Raw genomic sequence first — 21,646 nt, forward strand, 5'->3', positions numbered from 1 at the left:
TCCCTGCTCACTGAAAACGGCCAGAAATAATACTAATCGGATTACAATCCGCAATGAGGCGATTAACAATCAGCAGATGCTCTGGATACTCTGTTTCACCGCGACAAACTTCAGATTAAACAGGTTACTTGGGCTATCAGAGCCTATATAATTGGTTTATATTTGCTCTAATTTCAATTTAACTGGTCGTAATAAATTGATAGATTCGTTATTCAGCTATTTTCAGTACCCTGCCGAAAGTTTGTTGGTTTACGGTAACTTTGATCCTTGGTTAGTGATCTTGTCCGTAGCCATCGCCATTTTTACCTCATTTATGGCATTGCAGATCGCCGGTCAGGCCCGTTTTGTCGAACAAAAAACCCGTAAAAACCTCACCCTCGCTGCTGGCAGCATTGCGTTAGGGGGCGGCGTTTGGTCAATGCACTTTATTGGCATGCTGGCATTCGATTTATGCACCAACGTTGACTACGGAATTGAACTAACACTTCTCTCCATGTTGCCGAGTATTGCCGCATCATGGGTGGCGCTCAAGCTGATTAGTGATCACGATATTCGCCTTAGCCAACTGTTAATTGGTGGCGTATTGATGGGGGCCGGTATTGGCACTATGCATTATATTGGCATGGCTGCCATGCAAATGGCTCCGTTACTTCGTTACGACCCGTGGTTTTTCGCGCTATCAATTGTGGTGGCGGTCTCTTTGGCGATTATCGCGCTTTGGGTCAAATTTGGGATTAACCGTTTTTTTCGCAAAAAAATTTCTGAAAACTATTTAAACATCATTAGTGGCAGCGTTATGGGCTTTGCCATTGCGGGTATGCACTATACCGGTATGGCCGCAGCGCGATTTGTACAACCCGCGGGAATGAATTTACCACCAGAAACCGGACGCGATGCCGCCTTGTTAGCCATGGGGATTGCGATTACCACAATCACTATTACCGCTTTGGTGGTGGGGGTTAATCTGGTTTTGAAGTATCGGGATATTTCTAAAATATCCAATGCCAACGAAACACGTTTACTGGCCATGATGGACACCGCTGTTGACGCGATTATCACCGTCAATCATCACGGTATTATTATCGGTGCGAATCAGGCGGTATTGGAAATTTATGGTTGGTCACCACAAGTTCTGATTGGCCAACATGTATCCGTATTGATCCCCCCCTCTAAACAACCACTATTTGATTTATCTTCCTTTGCCAGTAATCGACAAGATTCAAAGGGCGGCAGTGCCCTCGAATCAGAGGCATTGCATAAAGATGGTCATGTTTTCCCAATACGTTTAGCGGTCGGACACGTCAAGTTAGCCAGCGAAGAATTGTATGTTGCCTTTGTGGCAGATATCAGCCAAAGACTGGCCATGGAGCAATCCATTCGCGATAGCGAAGCCAAGTTTCGCAGTCTCATCGATAATATCCCCGGAGCGGCTTATCGATGCCTGAATCAACCTGACTGGCCTATGTTATTTATTAGCGACGCGGTGGCCAATATTACCGGTTACCCGGCCGAAGACTTTTTAATGCCTAACCCTAAACGCAGTATCGCCGATTTATATCATCCAGATGATATTGAGAGGATAGGACTATTAGAAAATAACGGTGAACCTTTTAATTTGGAATATCGCATCATTCATAAAGATGGCGGGATCAGATGGGTTCTGGAAACCGGTAAATTTATCACAGACGACAGTGGCAAAATTGTCTGGCTAGACGGTTTTATTATGGATATTACCAGCCGCAAAGCGATGGAAGAAAGCTTGCGCGATTCAAAAGAAAAAGCCGAACAGGCGGTCGTCGCTAAAACCGCCTTTTTGGCCAATATGAGTCATGAAATACGTACCCCAATGAACGCCATTATCGGTTTTAGTAATGTGTTATTAGACACTCCCATGCAACGGGAACAACACAAGCACCTGTCCACCATCAATAGTGCCGCCAATTCATTACTGCATTTGCTTAATGATATTTTGGATAGTGCCAAGTTGGAAAAAGGTAAACTGGAACTGGAAATGCTCGACTTTTCCTTGCCAAATCAACTGGATATGGTGTTATCAACCCTCTCCATTCAAGCCAGCAATAAGCACATTGATTTGCAGTTGGAACTGAGTGAACAAGTGGGAGATTATTATTATGGCGCACCGGATCGTATCCGGCAGGTACTGACTAACCTGATTGGCAACGCCATAAAGTTTACTGAACAAGGCAGTGTGGTGGTGACCATTAATTTAACCCCGCAAGAACATGTGCATTTCAGTATTCGTGATAGCGGCATCGGCATTGCGCCTGATCGGCTATCCTCTATTTTTGAACCTTTTACTCAAGCTGATGCATCCATGAGCCGACGTTTTGGCGGCACCGGTTTAGGCACAACCATTAGTAAACAATTAGTGGAACAAATGGGTGGCAGCATTGACGTAACCAGCAAATTAGGTGAAGGCAGCTGTTTTGAGTTTACCTTGCCGCTAATACCGGCTAAAAAACCGCTAGCGCCTGCCACTAAAAGTACCTTACCCATTCCGCCACTATCGATTTTAGTCGCAGATGATATTCAACAGAACAGGGATTTACTGGTTTTACTGTTAGGCAATGCTGGTCATCAGGTAACGACCGTCACGAATGGTCAACAGGCCGTGAGTCATGTTGACAAACAACCCGTCGATTTGATCCTGATGGATATACAAATGCCCCATATGGATGGCTTGCAAGCCAGTCAGGAAATCCGTCAGTTGGAACAGCGTAAAGGACTCAGCCCTACGCCCATTATTGCTCTGACCGCCAGTGTATTAGCCGAAGATAAACTCGCTGCCAGTAATGCCGGTATGGACGGGTTTGCCAGCAAGCCGGTGAATTTCGCCATATTATGCGTGGAAATAGCCCGCGTACTCAAACTCAATATTAACGAGCAAACCTTGCCAGCTCCGGTACTAACGCAAAGTCATGCCTTAGTGGATACCCAGCAGGGCTTATCGTTATGGGGTGATATCGCCACTTTTAACAAAGAATTGCGACGTTTCGCAGAAAAATATCAGCATATCGCTAGTGCGTTACAAACCACGGCCACACAGCAAGGTTTGGCAGAGATAGCTCGGCAAGCTCATGGGATTAACGGCTTGTGTGGTAATCTGGGATTAAACCATACCGCCGAGCTGTTTCAACGCCTGGAAACTGCCGCCAAGCAACAGCAACGGGATATCTGCGACGATATTATCGATGAAATCACCCAGCATATGCCATTGGTGATCAATGAAATTGAACAATTCATCCATTCATCCGACAGGGTTTCAACCCCTGAGCCATCCCATATCGATATGCAAAAACTCACGCCCGTTATCGACGCCCTCATTCAAGCCGCCAACAGTAATGAAATGGATGAAGCAGCGATGCAGGAACTCATACAAGGATTACAGGGAAGTCATGGTAAGCTGCTGGAAAAAATCGAAAATGCCTTTGATGATTTTGAATTCGAACAAGCCATTAGCTTGCTAAACGAATTGTACAATGACAATTTGGAGCATTAATCGCCATGCAAAATACCTCTGACAACCAAACAAAAATTCTACTGGTCGATGATGAGCCGGCTAACCTGCGTGTGTTAAAACAGATATTACATGACAACTATCGGCTAATTTTTGCCAAATCCGGTGAAGAAGCACTTAAATTGGCTCAACGGGATAAACCGGATCTGATCTTGCTGGACGTAATGATGCCGGGCATGACCGGTTTTGAAACCTGTCAGCAATTAAAATCTGAACCCGACACGGCGGCGATTCCGGTGATATTTATTACCGCACTAAAAGATACCGATGACGAAGCCAAAGGCTTCGAATATGGTGCGGTGGATTACATCACCAAACCCGTCTCTCCTCCCATTGTCAAAGCCCGGGTCAAAACCCATTTATCATTAGTCAGAACCGATGAGCTTAAAAAAACCCGTTTACAGGTGATCCAGCGCCTCGGTCGTGCCTCGGAATACAAAGATAACGAAACCGGCCTGCACGTCATTCGGATGAGTCATTATTCAAAAGTAATTGCACTGGCCTACGGGTTTTCAGAGCAAAAAGCCGACGATCTGTTCCACGCCGCGCCCATGCACGATATTGGCAAAATCGGCATCGCCGATAGCATTATGCTCAAACCCGCCAAATTGACCGATGAAGAATTTGCTGAAATGAAAAAGCACCCGTTAATTGGGGCTGAAATTATTGGTGAATGCGATTCCGAATTATTAACACTGGCGAAGTCCGTCGCCTTGCATCATCACGAAAAGTGGGATGGAAGTGGCTACCCCTACGGGCTAAAAGGCGAAGATATACCGATTGAAGGCCGTATTGTCGCGCTGGCAGACGTATTTGATGCCCTAACGACCAAACGTCCCTACAAAGAGGCCTGGCCGATAGATGACACCATGAACTATATCAAGCAACAAAAAGGGATCCATTTTGATCCTCAATTAGTTGACTTGCTCGAACAGGAATTGGACAAAATTCTGGTCATTAAAGGCAACTGGCCAGAATAGCGATTACTGTTCAAAGAGTATATTTTCCAGCGTCGCCCCCGCAATCAGCTGTCGATAAGGCCAGTTGCGCTGATAACAGACACTCAGTACCTGTATATGCATATCCGGACTGATCTTCGGATCAAACTGTAAAATAAACTCATTGTGCGCCCCAGCCCGTACGCTCAACATGCCCGGTATTGCTTCCAATACCGACATAAAATCACTGTCGACCTGCTGCATCCGCAAGGTTAGTGTGTTCATCACACTCTCATGGCTAACAACCTGCTGTTGTTGCAATTGCCCCTGCTCCAGAAATAGCACCGAACCACAAAGACGTTCCAACTCATTTAAATCATGAGAGCTGAGGATAAAAGTAATGTCATTAGCCAAATCCGCCACCAAGTCACGGATTTGACGGGCATTTTTCGGATCCAGTCCAGCCGTTGCCTCATCCAGCATGACTATTTTAGGCTGACCAATCAACGCCTGGGCAATCGCCACTCGCTTGCGCATGCCATGAGATAAATCTCCGGGCCGCTGTTCAATGCAATCCGACAGGGATACCAGCTCCAAACAGCGTTCTGTTTCATATTTTTGCTCCGCGTCACTCAAGCCTTGCAGTCGCGCATAAAAACGCAATTGCTGGCCGACACTAAAACGCGGATCGAGCAACGCATCCTGCGGCAATGCCGATAACTGATTGATTAGTGCGGAACTGCCGGGAGGATGGCCCAGAATGGTGATCCGGCCGCTGCTGGGAGCCAAATAACCACACAGCAGACTAAACAAGGTGGTTTTTCCTGCCCCATTGGGACCAACTAACGCGACCGGTGCACCTTGGTTAATCTCAAAACTGACATTATCCAGCGCCACTTTATGGCCGAAACGACGACTAATCTGCTCACATTGAATCATTGCGCTCATAATGAACTCCGTTGATTTATTAGCCAGGCCAACGACAATAATCCAACCGTTTGCAATCCCGGTTGCAAATAACTCTGTAACGTTTGCCCCGGTAAACTGAGTAAATCAGTCAAATCATTGCCGGGTAGCAGATATTCCAAAACAGAAAAAGCCGGATACCAGTAGGTTAATAACGACAGTAATATACTCAATCCCCCCAGTACCAGCGATGCCACCAACACACATTGACGTGCTGAACGTAAAAAACCGTTAAATAACGTCATTAAGGCAATAAAAGGAAGTAATGCAATGAGCAAATGTAACCATAAACCAACGGCAATCAAACTGGCGGCAATGATGACCGCTATATTTTGGATCCCTCCCATAACCAATGCGGCAAGTAAACTGGCTCCTGTCAGCAGTCCCATAATCATGACTTGACCAGCAAAGCGTCCAAACAGAATTTCGCTGCGGCTAGCACGCAATACCAAAAACCGTAAGGTGCCGCGATCCCGGTCTGATGCGCTTTGGTCGGCACTCATCATTATGGTCATGAGTGGATATAAATGTATTGCCACCAGCCAGTAAATGACCAATTCAGCCATGGGCCACTGATAAATTTCCGACAACCCCAGTTGGCCAAAACTCTGTTCAGCCATCTCTGCAAAGGCAGGTGAATTCAGAATGTCTGCGCCACGGGAAATGAGATAATAAAAAATAATCAGCCAGAATAGACCAAAAACCGCCAAGGCTATCAGCCCCCGCCGGGTCATAAATAAGCGGTTAAGCTCGAATACCGCTAGTGCCCAACAACGTTGAATATCCATGCCCTACTCCTTCTGCAAATTCAACAACAAAGATACAATAGCAGCAAAAACAAGCATTTGGCTTGTTGTGATAACCAGCAAATTGTAAGCAAATTCGACTGTTTAGCAGGTGGGCAGAGTTTGTCTTAGTCGTAACAGATTAAGGTCTTCCAGTAATAAATCGATTCTTTCCTGTTGCGCCGGGGTCACCTTGGCGGCACGGGGATAGCGTGGCTCGCCACGGTCATCGACCCAGCCACTATTCCAGCCTTGCGTGGTCTGAATAAAAGCCCGTGCAAAATCGTCACCGCCATTTTCAAAACAACCGACTAAACAGGTATCCAGATAGGTTTGCATAATTGGGAAATCGCTATTGGCCGGATGACTATCCAGGCTTTGGCATAGCCAGATTTTTCGATTGTGTAACTGTTCAACTAGCGGGGTCAGTTGCGCAGGTTGAACCTGCAAAGTTAATTGCGCCAGTGAAACCGGCGCAAAGCGATAATCTTTTTCCCGTTGGCGCAATGAATCACTAATGGTTGCCGTTGGTACCAATACTCCGTTTAAACTGGCACCGGGCTGGGCAACTGCGCCCACATGAGATTGTTGTTCTTCAATATTGCGGGTGATCCAGCTTCGCTGCCAGCCTTGCACACTGACCGGGATCACCTCGGTATTCAAGGCAGAATAGCGCCAACGGCTATCGTGACTGAGTAAGCTACCATAGCCCAGAATAAATTCGTCAGTTTCCTGCAACAGAACTTAACTTACCATCATATAAGCATTGATACCTTGATACAGGCATAACACGCCACAGACGAGCAATAATAAAAAGGTCAGTGCAGCACCCCACATGCGGCCAAATTTAAATTTTTCGGTAAAGGCCAGCGCATAACCATGCAGTAGTCGCGAAACGACCAGGGCGATGCCCATAATATGCAGCCAAAAAGCCGGAAAACGGCCCATTTCCAATATCCCGATCATTAACAGAATAAAAGGAACAAACTCGGCAAAATTGCCATGGGCGCGAATACGGCGTTGCATAATATCATTGCCTCCATCGCCCAAACTAATGCCTTGACCACGCATCAGGATAACCCTAACGGTCAACACCAAAAATATTAACGCTAAAATACCTGCATAAATCGGGGTGATAATCATGCTTAATCCTCTGCTGTGTCCAAACTATATTTTACGTAATACCAAACTACCAATAGAGTAGCCTGCGCCAAATGAGCATAACACGCCTATATCACCAGAATGCATATCTTGTTGATGCAAATTAAACGCAATCAATGAGCCTGCCGATGCGGTATTGGCGTATTCATCCAATACGATTGGGGCTTCTTGCTGGGTGGCATCGCGCCCCAAAATTTTCTTTACAATCAACAAGTTCATATTAATGTTGGCCTGATGCAGCCACCAGCGTTTGACTTGACTGGTCTCCAGTTGATGAGCTTGTATATGTTGCAAAATATGCTCGGCCGCCATCGGGCAGACCTCTTTAAAGACTTTGCGTCCATATTGATAAAACAATTTATCCGGTGAGGTCGGATCCGAATCATTGGCATGATTGACATAGCCAATATTGGCGCGAATATTACTCGAATATTGGGTAACGGCTTTGGTACTTAAAATCTCAAAGGCGTTATCGCTTTGACAACTTTCGCTACTTTCGACCACCATGGCGGTGGACACATCACCAAAAATAAAGTGGCTGTCGCGATCGGTATAATTAACCAGCGGTGAGGTTAATTCCGGATTAATCACCAACACCGCTTTCGCTGTACCCGCTTTGACCATTTCATAAGCCCGGTGCACACCAAAGGTTGCCGCAGAGCAAGCGACTAACATGTCAAAGCCGAAACCGGTAATTCCCAGCGCTTCTTGCACCTCAATCGCTATGGCCGGAAAGGAACGCTGAGTGATCGCACAAGAGACAATCACAGCATCAATATCGGATGGCGACTTGTTCGCCGCTTTAAGTGCTTGTCGGGCCGCATGTAAGGCGATTTCAGCCTGATCCGACAGTTGATCATCGCTACGCAGAGGAATACGCGGACGCATTCGATTAATATCCAGAATACCGTCTTTAATATAGGCATAACGGCTTTTGATGCCGGAGGCTTTTTCAACAAATTCTGCACTGGAGTGAGGCTTGGCTTGCAAATCACCGGCTTCGATTGCTTGGGCATTCTCGGCATTATATTTGTCTGCCCAGGCATTATAACTGCCGATCAATTCTTCATTACTAATACGATGTTCGGGTGTCCACAAACCCGAACCACTAATAACAACACTACTGTTCATATTCAATTCCTGCCAATAAACTTTTGCAAGTTTAACCTGAAAGACGTTTTTTTACAGCGCTGTTTATCGGCTGTAAGTAATTGTATAGGTACGATGATATTGTTTTATGCGGGATAAAGAAAAGGGCAACTGCTGTTGCCCTTTGACTGATTAATATTTCATTACATTAGAAAAGATAAGTCTGCGCGTTAGATAACAATTTATTGGTATCGATTTTTTCCGCTACACAGGATTTTATATCCTTATTTTTGAAGACATAAATTTTGTCCTGACGGTCTCGTCCTTTCTCTTCACCAAAACCGTTTAACACAAAGCTGACATGCTCATCATCAGGCATTGATTTGACTCCGGCGCCGTATTTACACAAGACATCAGCAACATTTTCTTCGAAACGGGCCAAAAACGCTCTATATTGTTTTTCACGCGCTTCTTTAGTGGCTTGAGCCTGTTTTTGCTGCTCTTTTTCAATTTCGGATGCGTATTTATCGATTTCCTGACGCTTGGTATTGAGCTTTTCCTGTTCTTTATTCAGTTCCTTAATTTCTTGCTCCAGCTCTTTACGATCGTTTTCATCGGCATGGCTTTTTTCAAATTCGATGTCACGACGACGACGTTCATATTCACGCTGCTCCCAACTCAGTTCTCGTTCACGATTGCGTAAATCACGCAGTTGCTCACGAGCTTCTCGCATCGCATCCTGAGCGTGTTCCATTGCCTGTTCCACTTCCTGCTCAAAATCTTCCTGTTCAATATCAATGACCCAATGATTACCGTTACCGGCCGGTGCAACGGGCGCTCGCGGGGCAATAGGCAAGGCATTAACAATATCACCGAAATCAAAGTTAAAGTTCCAACCTCCTTTGGTGGTGCTGACTTCAAATACCACCCCCTGATCCGCCAGATAGCTCACATCCAAATTACGAAAACGGATACCTTTGTCATCATTACCTTGCTGTAAAGCCGTTTGTAAAATACTGGACATAATAGCCAAATCTTTACTTAATTCGGTCATGTTGGTGGCACTCTGTGCCGAACCTATTGTGAATGCCCCAGCGGCCAATGCGATTAATGCTTTTTTCATCTTTGATTACCTCTTAAAAAATATTGTCTGAACCAAACCGGCAGTAGATTAGTGCTTACTGTTGCCGGGATTGGCATAGATGTCGTCCTGTAATTTATTAATCTGTTTTGCGAAAAATAACTGATCATCACTGCGCTGCTCATTAACAAACTTAATTAGCTCAACAAAGTCTTCGCGCCGCTCCTCCCGGTTGGAAGTCAGTAAATAGTTAGTCAGTTGGGCGTTATTCAACTTCTGTTGCTCTTGTATGGTTTGTGAGAAATCAGCCAATGCCAATTGCTGGTTTTGCTGAAACTCATCGAGTTTGTCACTAACCAGTTTTTCAACCTGTTGTTGCTGCTGTTTGCCAGCAAAACTTAATGTCATTGCCCCGTCGTTTACCTGTATTTCTACCTTAAACAGCACCATACAAATAGCCACAATGGACATCGCGAAAGACAGTGAGCTTTGCCATTGAAACCAGCCCTTAGGCTCGTTATTAACTGCAAACGTCGCCGCTGCATTCCACTGGGGGACATCCCGTTGTTCGTAAGCATGTACTTGACGTTTGGCGGTTTGCGCCATGGCCAAGCGGTCAGCCATCAGCGGATCGGATTGACATTGCTGTTCAAATTGCTGTTGCTCAGAGGGGCTGAGTTTGCCCTCCAGCCAGCGTTCAAATTGTTGTTCGAGATCAGACATATTCAATCTCCATCACCTGCTTTAATTTATCTAAACCACTATACAACCGGGATTTGACCGTATTGGCCGATATCCCCAGTTGGTCGGCGATTTCCTCAAAGGTAAATTCACCGAAAAACTTTAATTCCACTACCGCTTTTTGTGCCAGCGGCAAACTTTGCATCGCATTAACCAACTGTTCTCCCTCACGTCGAGACAACATTTGCTGTTCCGCGGAAAGATCCTGTTCGTCGGGCGCTTCAGGCTGTTCATCAATACTTTGCATGGGCTTTTTACGCCGATAAAATTCGATCACCCGATAATTGGCGATCCTGAATATCCAGCTTTTAAAGCTGCCCTCGCCCCGATAGCTAGACAGATTGCGAAACACCGAGATAAAAATCTCCTGCATCACATCCATCCCGTCATCAGCATTACCGACCATCCGCAAGGCATAGTTATAGATTGGCTTTTCGTATCGCTTTATCAGTTTAAGCCAGGCGTTTTTATTGCCCTTTAGCGCTTTATTGATCAGCTTCTCGTCTGTTTGTTCAAACACTCAACTGCATTCCTTTGGTGTCTTTTTTGTTTTCTTTGTACATTAAGTCGAACCCTGTTGGAAAATAGTTTGAAAAAATAAAAAATTTTATTGATGTTAATCCCAATCCTGAAAAATAGACAATTGAGCGTCTTTGCGTTCACTTAATCCTTATGCAGGGTATAATCCTGCCTCTTTTTGTCGGGGAACCAGTCAATGGCTAAACAGCACGTCACCATCGGGTTAGTTAACCCCAAAAGTCCGGCCAATGTGGGCAGTATCTTGCGAGCCGCAGGGTGTTACGATGCCAATGCGGTGCTCTATTCCGGACAGCGTTACGAGCGTGCCAAAGCGTTTTATACCGATACCAAAAATATGCATCAGCATATCGATACTCGTGCTGTGGATGATCTGGCACAACATATTCCTGCCGGTGCGACCGTGGTGGCAATTGAATTAATTGAAGGGGCAAAGCCGTTAATTGATTTTAAACATCCCGATAACGCTTTTTATCTGTTTGGGCCGGAAGATGGCTCCCTGACACAACAACAATTAAGTTGGTGCGATGAAGTGGTGTATATTCCCACCAAAGGTTGTATGAATCTGGCCGCCACCGTCAATGTTGTACTCTATGATCGATTAGCCAAAAGTGATTGTGTAGAACTGGGCGACGAGCTTATTCGCCGCAGTCGAGATACCAATAATCGCGCTAGCGTTAATTCCAATAGCAACCATCAAAACAAAAACTAATTCAGTATTAACTTCAAGGTGTTAAATGCCATTATGCTAACTAAATTGATTAAAGAGCCGCTGTTTCATTTTATTTGTCTGGGCTGCATATTATTTGCCATTAACCATGTTATGAGTAGTGACAATGACGACACTCAGCAGATTAATATTGATAAAACCATGATCAACCAGCTGGTCACAGAATGGCAGCAAACCCATTCGGATCCCCTTGATCAAACGACCTTAGATCACTTAATCGAACAACGCATTAAGCAGGAAGTCTTATACCGTGAAGCCTTGCAACTGGAATTGGACAAGCATGATCCGGTTATTCGCCAGCGCTTGGCGCAAAAAGTCGTGATGCTTAACGATGGTTTTACGCAACCGGCCATCCCTGCACAACAAGATTTAAAAGCCTTTTATAACGGCCATAAAGCGCTGTTTAAACCACAACCCCAGATTAGCTTTGAGCAAATATTTATCGATCCGTTGCAACATCCGAACGGGCAGCAGCAAGCCAGTCAATGGCTAACAGCACTGCAGCAAAACAACGATGCAATGGTGGGTGATTCAAGTTCTCTGGCCAGGCAGTATCGCGATATTACGCTGGCTGGCGTACAACGTTTATTTGGCGAGGTCTTTAGCCAACAACTGTTTGCTCAACAAGCGGGCGAATGGCGTGGCCCGATTCAGTCTCAGTACGGATTGCATTTAATCAAAATCTCGCAACGTCTCGACCCTCCGGCCCCGGAATTTAGCCAGATTGAAGATGAGGTCGCACTGGTTTACCAGCAACAGCAACGCCAGCAGGCTGAACAGCGCTATTACCAAACCTTGCGTGCCCAATATCAGCTCAACATTGCGCCCTATTCTTTGGAGAGCCGTTAATGCGTGGCTTGATCCGTTTAACGATGATGCTATGCCTTTTGCCAAGTTTGAGCTGGGCCGATGAAATAAGACCGGCCTTTTTGTCGTTAGTGGAACAGGCGAATCACCACTATCAGGTGAGGTTTAAAGTGCCTTTGCATAGCGGCACACGTTTATCATTGCAGGCTCAATTTCCGCCACAATGCCGTCAAATCGCCCCCATCGCCATTGTGCAAAATGAACTGATTTCCAACCAACAATGGGAGATTCAATGCCCCGCATCATTGGCAGGTGAGTCAATCCAAATACAAGGCCTGGCGAATACTCGCACTGATGTATTACTGCGAATTGAATTTGAAGATGGCAGCCTGAGTATGCAGCGCTTCACACCCGCCCAAACGGCCTTAACCATAGATGCACCGGATGACCGTACCAGCATTGCTGCCAACTATACAATAATGGGAATAGAGCATATTTTAATCGGCTGGGATCATCTGCTGTTCGTGTTGTGCCTAGTCTTTATTGCCGGTACGCCCAAACGCATATTAGTCACCATTACCGGATTTACGCTGGCTCATTCTGTTACCTTATTGGCAACCTCGTTAAACTGGTTACAGGTGCCGGTTGCCCCCGTTGAAGCGGTGATTGCCTTGAGTATCTTATTCCTGGCCGCTGAACTATTAAAACCCCATAAAACCTCGCTAACCTGGCGTTATCCGGCCCTGGTCTCAAGTACATTTGGGTTGATTCATGGCTTTGGTTTTGCGGCAGTGTTAACCGAAATTGGCCTGCCACAAAACGGCTTTGCGATTGCACTGCTGTTTTTTAATGTGGGAGTGGAACTGGGGCAAGTGATCTTTATCAGCAGCTTGTTGATAGCGGCGTGGCTAATCAGTCAGTTCTGGCGGGTCAAACAACAGGATTTATTACAGGTAACGGCCTACACCGTAGGTACAGTGAGTGCCTTTTGGCTGGTGGAACGAACCGTCAGTCTGTTTTAGTGCATATAAAAAAGCCCTGGCTAGCAGGGCTTTTAACGAAAAAATAATATGATTGAGCCGCAATTAGAACTTATGTTCCAAGCCTACCGCTAACCAGTTTTTATCCTTTTTCTCATCCAACGATTGCATCGTATACCAGGCAAACAGTTTAGTATTTGCTCCCAGTTTGTAATCCGCACCAACGGAGGTTGCGTTATCGTCTTCCAAGGTTTGGAACTGGCCTTTATAGGTGATTTTATCCATTTTGTAAGCGGCACTCACCATAAAGCCTTCTTTGCTATCACCGGAGTTCGCTGCTTCCTGTTGCTGCAACATTGCTCCAATGGTTAATGCATCGAACTTGGTCTGTACGGCGGCACGAATAATATCGTAGCCATTCACATCAAAGTCCGCGGCAACCGAAGCGTACACAGCACTTTTCTTCAGATTTTTATCACCATAGTTCAGTGATACCGACGTACCGTCTTCGCCGTCTTCTTCACCTTCGGTGATATAGGTTAATCCCAGGGTAAAATCGCCTAGTTTGGGCGACACATAAGTAATGCTGTCACCTAAGCGATTTTCACCTTTCCAGATACCTTTTAAGTCGCCATCATAATTATTAAATTGATCCAGCTTGCCTTGCGACTGTTTTAGCATAGTGTCATTGCGACCAATCATCACCGCCCCAAAGTCACCTTTAAGACCCACATACTGATTACGTGATTTAATATTATCGCTACCGGATAACTCGGCTAAATCAACGCCCCATTCAAGCATGTAAAATGCGGTTAAACCGCCATCAAGTGCGACTTCGCCTTTTACACCGAAAAGTGAATTATTACTTTTAGTTTCAGTAAAACGATCTCCACCTTCATCTGCACTTTGCAGACTCACATTCGCCTTTCCGTAAAGGGTAACAGGATCAGCAAGTGTATAAGTGGATGCGCACATTAACGCAAGAAGTGACAATGGTTTGGATAAGTGCATCTAATAATTCCTCTACAAGTGACAAGACATAGCACGATAATGACTCACACTATGCCCTGCTTACATGACAGTTTTATTACATAATGACATTTTTTTTAAATTTTAATTAAAAATTTATGTCTTTAATATGACATTAATAAAACAAACGCTGAATTATTTGACTGGCAAACAATTCAGCTTTTACCTGTTCAGGCTTCAAATATAGCTTTAATAATATAGAAGAACACAATAGATAAGCCAGCACCCACCGGCAAAGTGATAACCCAAGAGATAACAATATTACGCACAACGCCCATGTTTAGGGCGGCGATACCACGCGCCATACCCACACCTAATACGCCACCCACCAGGGTTTGTGTAGTTGAAATAGGCAATCCGGTACCCGACGCGATTACAACCGTACTAGCCGCCGCTAATTCAGCCGCAAAACCACGACTGGGGGTTAAATGAGTAATTCCCTTGCCGATAGTTTGGATCACGCGATGACCAAATAAGGCCAAACCAGCCACAATACCCAATCCACCCAAAGGTAATATCCACCAAACTAACGGCGCCTGTTTGCCAATTTCACCACCACTGTTAACTACGCTAACAACGGCCGCTAAAGGACCAATCGCATTGGCAACATCATTTGAACCATGGGCAAATGCCATACAACACGCGGTCACCACCATAAGAATGGCAAAGACTTTTTCAACGCTAATAAATTGCAAACGATGATCATCACTTGCATCAAATTTGATGCGATTGATGAATAACCGGCCAATCAGCGCAACGCCCACCGCAATGGCGATGGCAATATAATACCCTTCGGCAGAAGGAATACTCAGACCAACATGCTTTAAGCCTTTTTTAATGGTCACCAAGGACAACACAAAACCGGCTAATCCCATATAAAATGGCACATAGCGCTTGGCATTTTTGAAGGGTTCATCGGTATCAAAAATCAGTTTTTGGGCACTCATAAAAATGATATAGGCAATAAAACCCGAAATAGCCGGGGTAATAATCCAGCTGCCCACTATCCCGCCTACTTTACTCCACATGACGGCGTCGGAACTCACCCCGACTGCGGCAAAACCAATAATTGCGCCCACAATAGAATGGGTGGTGGAGACCGGCCAGCCCAAGTAAGACGCTACCGCCAGCCAGACGCCGGCTGCGAATAGCGCAGAAATCATGCCGTAAACCAGTAATTCCGGTTGCTCAATAAAAAAGGCACTATCAATAATGCCTTTTCGAATTGTGGAGGTGACTTCCCCGCCCGCCAGATAAGCTCCAGCGAACTCAAATACCATGGCAATAAAAATAGCCTGCTTGATTGTTAATGCTTTAGAGCCAACTGAAGTTCCCATTGCATTGGCCACATCGTTCGCACCAATACCCCAGGCCATCAAAAAGCCTACCAGCGCCGCAATGACAACCAGCATTACGCCATAAGTTGATAATATATCCATCAGAAATCTGCCTGTTTAATTGGCTAACATAAGTTCGAGTCGAGAACCGACTCGCTCAGATATATCGGCTAAATCACCGACCCATTCAATGATGTTATACAGAAACATAACATCGACAGGATTAATACCGGACTCCAGCTCGCGGAGCTGTTTACGCATTTTTACCTGCATGACATCCGTATCATCTTCTATTTTATCCAGTTCTTTGATCATACCTTCGACCAAGCGAACTTCACGACCTTTAAAGCCAGCTTCAAGCAATTCATCAAGCTCATTGATTACAATTTTGGCCTGTTGAGTCGCATCTAAACAACGATCCAGATAAGCCTTAAACTGTTCCTGCATTGGCACTGGTATTTCCAGTTCACGACCTAAAATACGTCCCGAAATATCCTTGGCTTTATTGGCAATTTTGTCCTGTTGGGTCAACAAGTCCAAAATATCCTGCCGATTAATGGGCATAAAAATGCCGCCGGGCAAGCTCATGCGTAACTCACGCTTGAGGGTATCCGCCTGTTTTTCCATGTTTGAAATACTTTTTTGCTGCTGTTGGGCTTCTTTCCAGTCACAGCTAAAAACAGCATCGAAAAAAGGAACCAAGCCTTGAGAGCACTCGTGCACCATATTGATGTGTTCTTCTAACGGTTTAAGTGGGGATTTGGCAAAAACCCCTAAAAAAGAGTTTGCGGGCATATTAACCTCATGTTTGACTCATGTTCGTCGGCGCGCATAATACACGATCCTGTCAGTCATAAAATAACAAAATGACAAATTGCTTTGCAGCTTCAGAGTAGCTTATGTAAACCATCTTCTCTACAGCAATTCAACTTCCATGCACGCTGAATCCGCTAAAAATCCTGTCAGCCCTTTATAATTGGGCGTTCACTAATATTGTCCCAGCCTGAAACAGAAAAGATATGATGGACATTCCATGCAATTTTGCTAAACATAGGCCATAACTTCACCTCGAACTGACAACAAGCAACCTAAGAGAATCAGATATGAAACAAATTGTTGTGACACTGGTAGGCACAGACAAACCGGGGATTGTAGAACGTATTTCCAAAACCATTTACCAGCATCAAGGTAACTGGCTGGCATCCAGCTTGAGTAAAATGGCCGGTCAGTTCGCCGGTATTATTCAGGTTATGTTACCGGACGATCAGATTGACTCCTTTCATACCGCCGTTAACAATATTAGTGACTTGCGTTGTGTCGTCCATGAAGATATTAGTGAATTCCAGCCGGGCGAAACCCGCACTGCCACAGTAGATATTATGGGTAATGACAAACCCGGTATCGTGCAGGAAATCACCGCGGCCCTGCATCACGCTGGCGCCAATGTGCTCAAAATGCAATCCCATTGCGAAAGCGCCCCCAACTGGGGTGGCGAGCTATTTAAAGCCGAAATTCTAATTGGAGTACCAGCGGAATTGTCATTGGATGAAGTACAGGAACGTTTAGAAGATATTGCCAATGATCTGGTGGTGGAATTGCAATTAAAGCGGGATTAAGGCCTTGCCATAGCACAACAGCGAGGTTGTGCTATGGACGGAGACACCCTTGGGAAGTTAACTATAATAAGCTTCTACGGTGCCTTTTAACTTAAGCAAAAGGGGTTGACCCCGACGATCCAGCGCTTTATGGGCAGGTACTTTCACCCATCCTTCACTAATACAATATTCTTCCACATCGTTACGCTCTTTGCCGTTTAGTCGAATACCAATGTTATGCTCGAAAATTTCTTCCACATGGTATCGGCTACGAGGATTACCAGAGAGGCGATCGGGTAAAGGAGGACGTGATTGACTATCGCTCATATTATTAACCTGCATTAAATAGAAAAGTGCGCCATTCTAGACAATATAAATCAACCGCTCAAGCCGCATCGCTCGCCCAATGATGGACAATAATTTATTAGCCAAACTTGAAGCCCAATAACAATGCCAACGCACAATACCAATGGCGTTTAGTGATTTTCACGATGCCCAAAACTTAATACGCGGGTAACCTGCCATTTATTATTAACATTGTGCCACACCATCACAAAATCCGCTTTGCCCTCGCATTGCTCAGTGCCCGCTTGGCAAAACAGATGTTCGCCTTCAGTAATGGCACCAAATCCTTTAATGGGATAGGCTTTAAACGACCCCGCCACAAGCTTACGCGTGAATTTGCCACACACATTGTTTTTAGTGTTTGAAATCATGGTGTCACGATCCCAGGTCACACCACCATTGTCATGATAAAACTCCACATCCGCAGCAAAATAACCGGCATGTTTAGCCAGTTGTTCCGGATCCTGACAATGATTAAAAGAGGCAAACAGCTCGCTATCCAGCGACATCATTTTGTCTTGTAAAGAAATGCCCTCCGCCAATGCAGGAAGGGATAACAGCGTTAATAAAACCCCATATACGTTTTTCATAAAACCTCGATAATAACGCTGTTTATCTAACAGCTGAATGTCGCCCCGCCAGTGAGCCCCTGCCCGTTTAAGAGCGTATTGTTATGACTCAACTTCTTCGAACTCAAATTCAATCCCGCCAACACGCGGAGTGATTTTGTTGTAAATCCACATCCCAAATCTCACCATGATGTAGCCAAAAACACCTTGAAAAAACGGCATTATAATAAACATGGAAACAGACACCCCAAACTGGCCGGAATCACCACCGGCAAACATGGAAAGAAGCATAAATGGAATCATAAACAGTAACGACGTCACTGCCATTAATACCGCAAAGACTTTCGCGGTTTGGTGAGTCGAAAAACGTTTAACCTGTACTTTCATCAACATTATCCTTAAGTTATAAAATCGGGTTGGGCAATAGGCACCAGCGCCCGATGGGAACCATTCCGGCAAAGCCCGTCTATGGCGTTATTTTTCTCTGGTTTTTGAATTGAACGACGAACCAATAGCGATACCAAGACCACATCCCACCGCTATTCCAAAAGACAGGCTAAAGGGTAAAATATCAAACACAACACCACTGATACCCCCCAGCGCAGTGCCGATCCCCGTCCCCACAGCAATATAAACACCCATTTTCTGTTGCGAGAGCTGATCTTCCGACTTCGACATGCCAATATTCCTTATTGATGCGTTTGATTGGTTGCTTGGTGCTCACAGCAGTGGCGGCGCATCGTTCGCGGCGTCCTGCTGGCTGTGTTTGTTACATGTTTTACGCCCATGAGACACCAGCTGGTAATGTAAAACTACTGTACTCAAGGTGCAAAACCCGGCGTTGCGATGGGTCTACAGCTTTGCTAGATGAATGCAGTATATGCGGACGCATAGCCAGAGCTGACCCTGCTGGCGCATCACAAACTACTGCCTCATGATTTTGTGCATATGTTTGGATAGTACCGGGATCTAAAATGCCTAGTTGATGGCTTTTTGGCAAGACTTTTAGGCACCCATTTTTTAGACTTGTATCATCTAGGTGAATTCGAAAGGTCACCATTTGATTGAGTACATCTACCGGCGGCTGAACATGGTGGACTTGATCCTTGATGCTCCATGGCCCCCATTCATGTTTTTCGAATTTTTCAGACACTGCTACTGTTCTGTCTTGATGCCATGTTACCAGCCAATTATTCTCTAAGGTCTTGTTAAATAAGATAGCTCGAACTAAACCGACGGTTCCTGAAAGATATTTTTTAGTCTGAATAATTAGAGTATCTGATAAAGCAATATCACGGATAGAAGCAAACTTTTTTTCCACATTTCGAATTCCGCCAGCGTTAGCGGGGAAGCTAACATCTTTTATTTCGTTATTTATGGAATTGAGCTGCTCGTGAGATAAAAATTCACCTATCAATTCATACCCATCTTCTAGGGCTGACACTAAGATTGATCCTTGATTGTCATGTCACGTCCTTATTGATTAGCTTGCTATATATCAATTGAGTATTCTTTCTGGCATTTCATTTACTTGACCAATTTCAAGCTTTACTTTCTCGAATTCGTCATCTGATATTACTTTTTTATCAAGTAGCCACTGAAATTTATTTAGTTCGTTTTTGGGATCATTTTCATAATTTACCGAACCATACCAAAGTTTCCATTGCATCTTTCTACGAGTTGAAATTTCATCAAGTATTTTCGAATGTTGATCATCTTGAATGATGAATATTCTTCCTTTCTCCGCATCAACAATCGTATAACTTGTAGTTTTAAATCGATAAGTGATTAAACAAATGATTCCAAGCGTTAACCACATTGAACCAGAAAAAGTCCCTGACTCCATGAAGCGGTTAGCAATTTGAAATACACCTATAAGTACCCACAAAATACCAACATTTCTAAACCAAGCATTTTTCTCTTCCAATTCGTCAAAATCTTCGTCAGAAATAGAACCGTATTCAGTTGAGAATGTTTTCTTTCCCGAAGCATCCTTAATTGTGTATTTTAGTTTTTCTTCACCAAATTCGAATGTAGTTTGATTTGATGATTTTTTTTGAGTTAACTCCATAACTTTCCTTGAAATTTAATGCTTTGAACAGCGAGTGATTTTCCAATTTAACCTGTCAGGGTTTTGCATTAAGTTTACTCAATACATATTGCGCTGACTCACTTTCTAGCGGCCACGAACTGCATCGGCCCGATATGAACTCGTTATTATTTTTATGTGTGATAATTAAATACTCAACGCCCTTTTCATAGTGATAACCACAAGCCGCAGTATCTCGGCGAGTCATTAAGTGAAGCGTTGGTTGGGCATAATTTAATAAGCTTTCTGTGACGTCAAAGACATACTCTTTCTCAGTAAAAGAAAATGTCCAAGGCTCAGAAGTAGTAATTGCTGTAACGATTATGTCTGAATCCCAATTGATTTCAACATGCTCGCCACAAGAACAAGCACTGGCCGTTACCGGGATAAAGCTAAATACGAAAAGAATTAAAAAAATAATTAGCTTCATTGAGTGAACCCTAACGCCAAAATCAGCCGCACGCTTTTTGCGTCGGCTGCATTTTTTTGTTAGCCATGACTGCCAGAAGTTGCTCAAAATCAGGATCAACTTCGGGCTTGGTTTCTATATGAGAGTGGTAGCTCTGTTGGTCAGGGCCCCAATCGAAGTATATTCCCGCACTCGGTTTTGCCAGCTCCAACGCTTGTGCTTCACTTATTGAAAGGTCAATCGATGCCAATTCGTGCTTGGTTGATTGCCCGACCAACTTAGCAATGACTGTCAGTTTGTATACTCCCGAATTGAAATTGAAGTTAGCCCCGTCTTCGGGTAGTAAAAAATGATGATCAAAAATAACGCCTTCCTGCGGCACAAATAGACCACTGCCTCTTTTTAAATTTCCTTTCTCACCGTAAACCCAGATATTAAAGTTCTGCTTTGATTCATTGCGGTGCAGCGCTACATGAAGGCTTTCCAGCACCTGGCCACGCTTGGCTGTGCTATAGAGCAGGGTTCGCAGATAAATCTTATTTTTCTTGCTGTCGAATTTTGAGCCGTCGGGGCCAAAGAATATGACTGTAGGTTGAGTCATCAACAGCCGTCCCTTACGGAAGAAAGTCAGCCACGCCGTCACGCCTGATACGGACAGAGCGAGACAGGAAATTATGAAGCTAAACCATGGTGACATCTCGATATTTCCTTAATGGCTAACAACTTAATAGAAGGAATTAATCCCGTATTCGTACCGGGTGAAATTCCTTCTTTACTGATTTATTTTTCCGACAATACTCTGCATATTCAAGTAAATCAATTTGTTAGCTATGCATTATTGATGAGTCAGAAAACAAACAAGGCTTTTCACCCGCAAGTTTCTGGATACCCGCCTTCGCGGGTATGACAGGATTTAATGA

General features: G+C 44.6%; 25 protein-coding genes. 6 read left to right on the plus strand and 19 right to left on the minus strand.

Features of this window, described 5'->3' with window-relative positions:
* Positions 1-196 precede the first annotated feature (196 nt).
* Both ACTD55_RS07110 and ACTD55_RS07115 read left to right on the plus strand, forming a co-directional pair.
* A complete protein-coding gene (locus ACTD55_RS07110) occupies positions 197-3,520 on the plus strand; it encodes an MHYT domain-containing protein (protein ID WP_438863622.1) in 3,324 nt (1,107 codons plus the stop codon).
* A 5-nt stretch (positions 3,521-3,525) separates the two neighbouring features.
* Entirely contained in the window at positions 3,526-4,518 is a 993-nt protein-coding gene (locus ACTD55_RS07115; protein ID WP_438863623.1) for a response regulator, read from the plus strand.
* 3 nt (positions 4,519-4,521) lie between these two features.
* Here ACTD55_RS07115 and ACTD55_RS07120 read toward each other — a convergent pair whose 3' ends face one another.
* The 8 genes from ACTD55_RS07120 to ACTD55_RS07155 form a co-directional block, all read right to left on the minus strand.
* Positions 4,522-5,424, minus strand: coding sequence for an ABC transporter ATP-binding protein (locus ACTD55_RS07120; RefSeq protein ID WP_438863624.1), 903 nt, complete (start codon positions 5,422-5,424; stop codon positions 4,522-4,524).
* A complete protein-coding gene (locus ACTD55_RS07125; RefSeq protein WP_438863625.1) occupies positions 5,421-6,230 on the minus strand; it encodes an ABC transporter permease subunit in 810 nt (269 codons plus the stop codon). The genes ACTD55_RS07120 and ACTD55_RS07125 overlap by 4 nt, the downstream gene beginning before the upstream one ends.
* Before the next feature lie 102 nt (positions 6,231-6,332).
* Positions 6,333-6,965: a gamma-glutamylcyclotransferase gene (locus ACTD55_RS07130; RefSeq protein ID WP_438863626.1), complete on the minus strand. Its 633-nt coding sequence runs from the start codon at positions 6,963-6,965 to the stop codon at positions 6,333-6,335.
* Positions 6,966-6,971: 6 nt separating this feature from the next.
* A complete protein-coding gene (locus ACTD55_RS07135; RefSeq protein WP_438863627.1) occupies positions 6,972-7,370 on the minus strand; it encodes an MAPEG family protein in 399 nt (132 codons plus the stop codon).
* A gap of 24 nt (positions 7,371-7,394) precedes the next feature.
* Positions 7,395-8,519 carry a beta-ketoacyl-ACP synthase III gene (locus ACTD55_RS07140; RefSeq protein WP_438863628.1) on the minus strand — a complete coding sequence of 375 codons (1,125 nt, stop codon included), beginning with the start codon at positions 8,517-8,519 and terminating at the stop codon, positions 7,395-7,397.
* 166 nt (positions 8,520-8,685) lie between these two features.
* Entirely contained in the window at positions 8,686-9,600 is a 915-nt protein-coding gene (locus ACTD55_RS07145; RefSeq protein WP_438863629.1) for a hypothetical protein, read from the minus strand.
* Positions 9,601-9,648: 48 nt separating this feature from the next.
* Positions 9,649-10,281: a hypothetical protein gene (locus tag ACTD55_RS07150; protein WP_438863630.1), complete on the minus strand. Its 633-nt coding sequence runs from the start codon at positions 10,279-10,281 to the stop codon at positions 9,649-9,651.
* Positions 10,274-10,819 carry an RNA polymerase sigma factor gene (locus ACTD55_RS07155; RefSeq protein WP_438863631.1) on the minus strand — a complete coding sequence of 182 codons (546 nt, stop codon included), beginning with the start codon at positions 10,817-10,819 and terminating at the stop codon, positions 10,274-10,276. Before ACTD55_RS07155 ends, ACTD55_RS07150 begins: the two co-directional genes overlap by 8 nt.
* 195 nt (positions 10,820-11,014) lie before the next feature.
* On the opposite strand from ACTD55_RS07155, the gene ACTD55_RS07160 reads away from it, so the two are divergent.
* Genes ACTD55_RS07160 through ACTD55_RS07170 form a run of 3 tightly spaced genes read left to right on the plus strand, consistent with a single transcriptional unit; the run spans position 11,015 to position 13,395 of the window.
* Positions 11,015-11,548: an RNA methyltransferase gene (locus ACTD55_RS07160; protein ID WP_438863632.1), complete on the plus strand. Its 534-nt coding sequence runs from the start codon at positions 11,015-11,017 to the stop codon at positions 11,546-11,548.
* Positions 11,549-11,581: 33 nt separating this feature from the next.
* Complete coding sequence (locus ACTD55_RS07165) at positions 11,582-12,415, plus strand: peptidyl-prolyl cis-trans isomerase (protein ID WP_438863633.1); 834 nt, start codon at positions 11,582-11,584, stop codon at positions 12,413-12,415.
* A complete protein-coding gene (locus ACTD55_RS07170) occupies positions 12,415-13,395 on the plus strand; it encodes a HupE/UreJ family protein (protein WP_438863634.1) in 981 nt (326 codons plus the stop codon). Before ACTD55_RS07165 ends, ACTD55_RS07170 begins: the two co-directional genes overlap by 1 nt.
* 63 nt (positions 13,396-13,458) lie before the next feature.
* On the opposite strand, the gene ACTD55_RS07175 is transcribed toward ACTD55_RS07170, so the two are convergent.
* The 3 genes from ACTD55_RS07175 to ACTD55_RS07185 form a co-directional block, all read right to left on the minus strand.
* On the minus strand, positions 13,459-14,364 hold the full coding sequence (locus ACTD55_RS07175) for a porin (protein ID WP_438863635.1): 906 nt from the start codon (positions 14,362-14,364) through the stop codon (positions 13,459-13,461).
* Positions 14,365-14,552: 188 nt separating this feature from the next.
* Positions 14,553-15,821, minus strand: coding sequence for an inorganic phosphate transporter (locus tag ACTD55_RS07180; RefSeq protein ID WP_438863636.1), 1,269 nt, complete (start codon positions 15,819-15,821; stop codon positions 14,553-14,555).
* A gap of 15 nt (positions 15,822-15,836) precedes the next feature.
* A complete protein-coding gene (locus ACTD55_RS07185; protein WP_438863637.1) occupies positions 15,837-16,514 on the minus strand; it encodes a TIGR00153 family protein in 678 nt (225 codons plus the stop codon).
* 308 nt (positions 16,515-16,822) lie between these two features.
* Here ACTD55_RS07185 and ACTD55_RS07190 point away from each other — a divergent pair, with 308 nt between their 5' ends.
* Positions 16,823-17,335, plus strand: a complete 513-nt coding sequence (locus tag ACTD55_RS07190; protein ID WP_438863638.1) for a glycine cleavage system protein R — start codon at positions 16,823-16,825, stop codon at positions 17,333-17,335.
* A 57-nt stretch (positions 17,336-17,392) separates the two neighbouring features.
* Here ACTD55_RS07190 and ACTD55_RS07195 read toward each other — a convergent pair whose 3' ends face one another.
* The 8 genes from ACTD55_RS07195 to ACTD55_RS07230 all read right to left on the minus strand — a co-directional run bounded on the left by ACTD55_RS07195 (position 17,393) and on the right by ACTD55_RS07230 (position 21,423).
* Positions 17,393-17,641: a DUF3297 family protein gene (locus tag ACTD55_RS07195; RefSeq protein WP_438863639.1), complete on the minus strand. Its 249-nt coding sequence runs from the start codon at positions 17,639-17,641 to the stop codon at positions 17,393-17,395.
* 149 nt (positions 17,642-17,790) lie between these two features.
* Positions 17,791-18,249 carry a nuclear transport factor 2 family protein gene (locus tag ACTD55_RS07200; protein WP_438863640.1) on the minus strand — a complete coding sequence of 153 codons (459 nt, stop codon included), beginning with the start codon at positions 18,247-18,249 and terminating at the stop codon, positions 17,791-17,793.
* Positions 18,250-18,330: 81 nt separating this feature from the next.
* Positions 18,331-18,615, minus strand: coding sequence for a hypothetical protein (locus tag ACTD55_RS07205; RefSeq protein WP_438863641.1), 285 nt, complete (start codon positions 18,613-18,615; stop codon positions 18,331-18,333).
* Positions 18,616-18,702: 87 nt separating this feature from the next.
* Complete coding sequence (locus ACTD55_RS07210; protein ID WP_438863642.1) at positions 18,703-18,906, minus strand: hypothetical protein; 204 nt, start codon at positions 18,904-18,906, stop codon at positions 18,703-18,705.
* Positions 18,907-19,006: 100 nt separating this feature from the next.
* Positions 19,007-19,672 carry a phytanoyl-CoA dioxygenase family protein gene (locus ACTD55_RS07215; RefSeq protein WP_438863643.1) on the minus strand — a complete coding sequence of 222 codons (666 nt, stop codon included), beginning with the start codon at positions 19,670-19,672 and terminating at the stop codon, positions 19,007-19,009.
* A 54-nt stretch (positions 19,673-19,726) separates the two neighbouring features.
* Complete coding sequence (locus tag ACTD55_RS07220; protein WP_438863644.1) at positions 19,727-20,299, minus strand: DUF308 domain-containing protein; 573 nt, start codon at positions 20,297-20,299, stop codon at positions 19,727-19,729.
* Between the two features lie 55 nt (positions 20,300-20,354).
* A complete protein-coding gene (locus ACTD55_RS07225) occupies positions 20,355-20,747 on the minus strand; it encodes a hypothetical protein (protein WP_438863645.1) in 393 nt (130 codons plus the stop codon).
* 22 nt (positions 20,748-20,769) lie between these two features.
* Complete coding sequence (locus ACTD55_RS07230; RefSeq protein ID WP_438863646.1) at positions 20,770-21,423, minus strand: hypothetical protein; 654 nt, start codon at positions 21,421-21,423, stop codon at positions 20,770-20,772.
* Between the last annotated feature and the right edge of the window lie 223 nt (positions 21,424-21,646).

This window comes from Neptunicella sp., from assembly GCF_048268085.1.
Classification (GTDB): domain Bacteria; phylum Pseudomonadota; class Gammaproteobacteria; order Enterobacterales; family Alteromonadaceae; genus Neptunicella.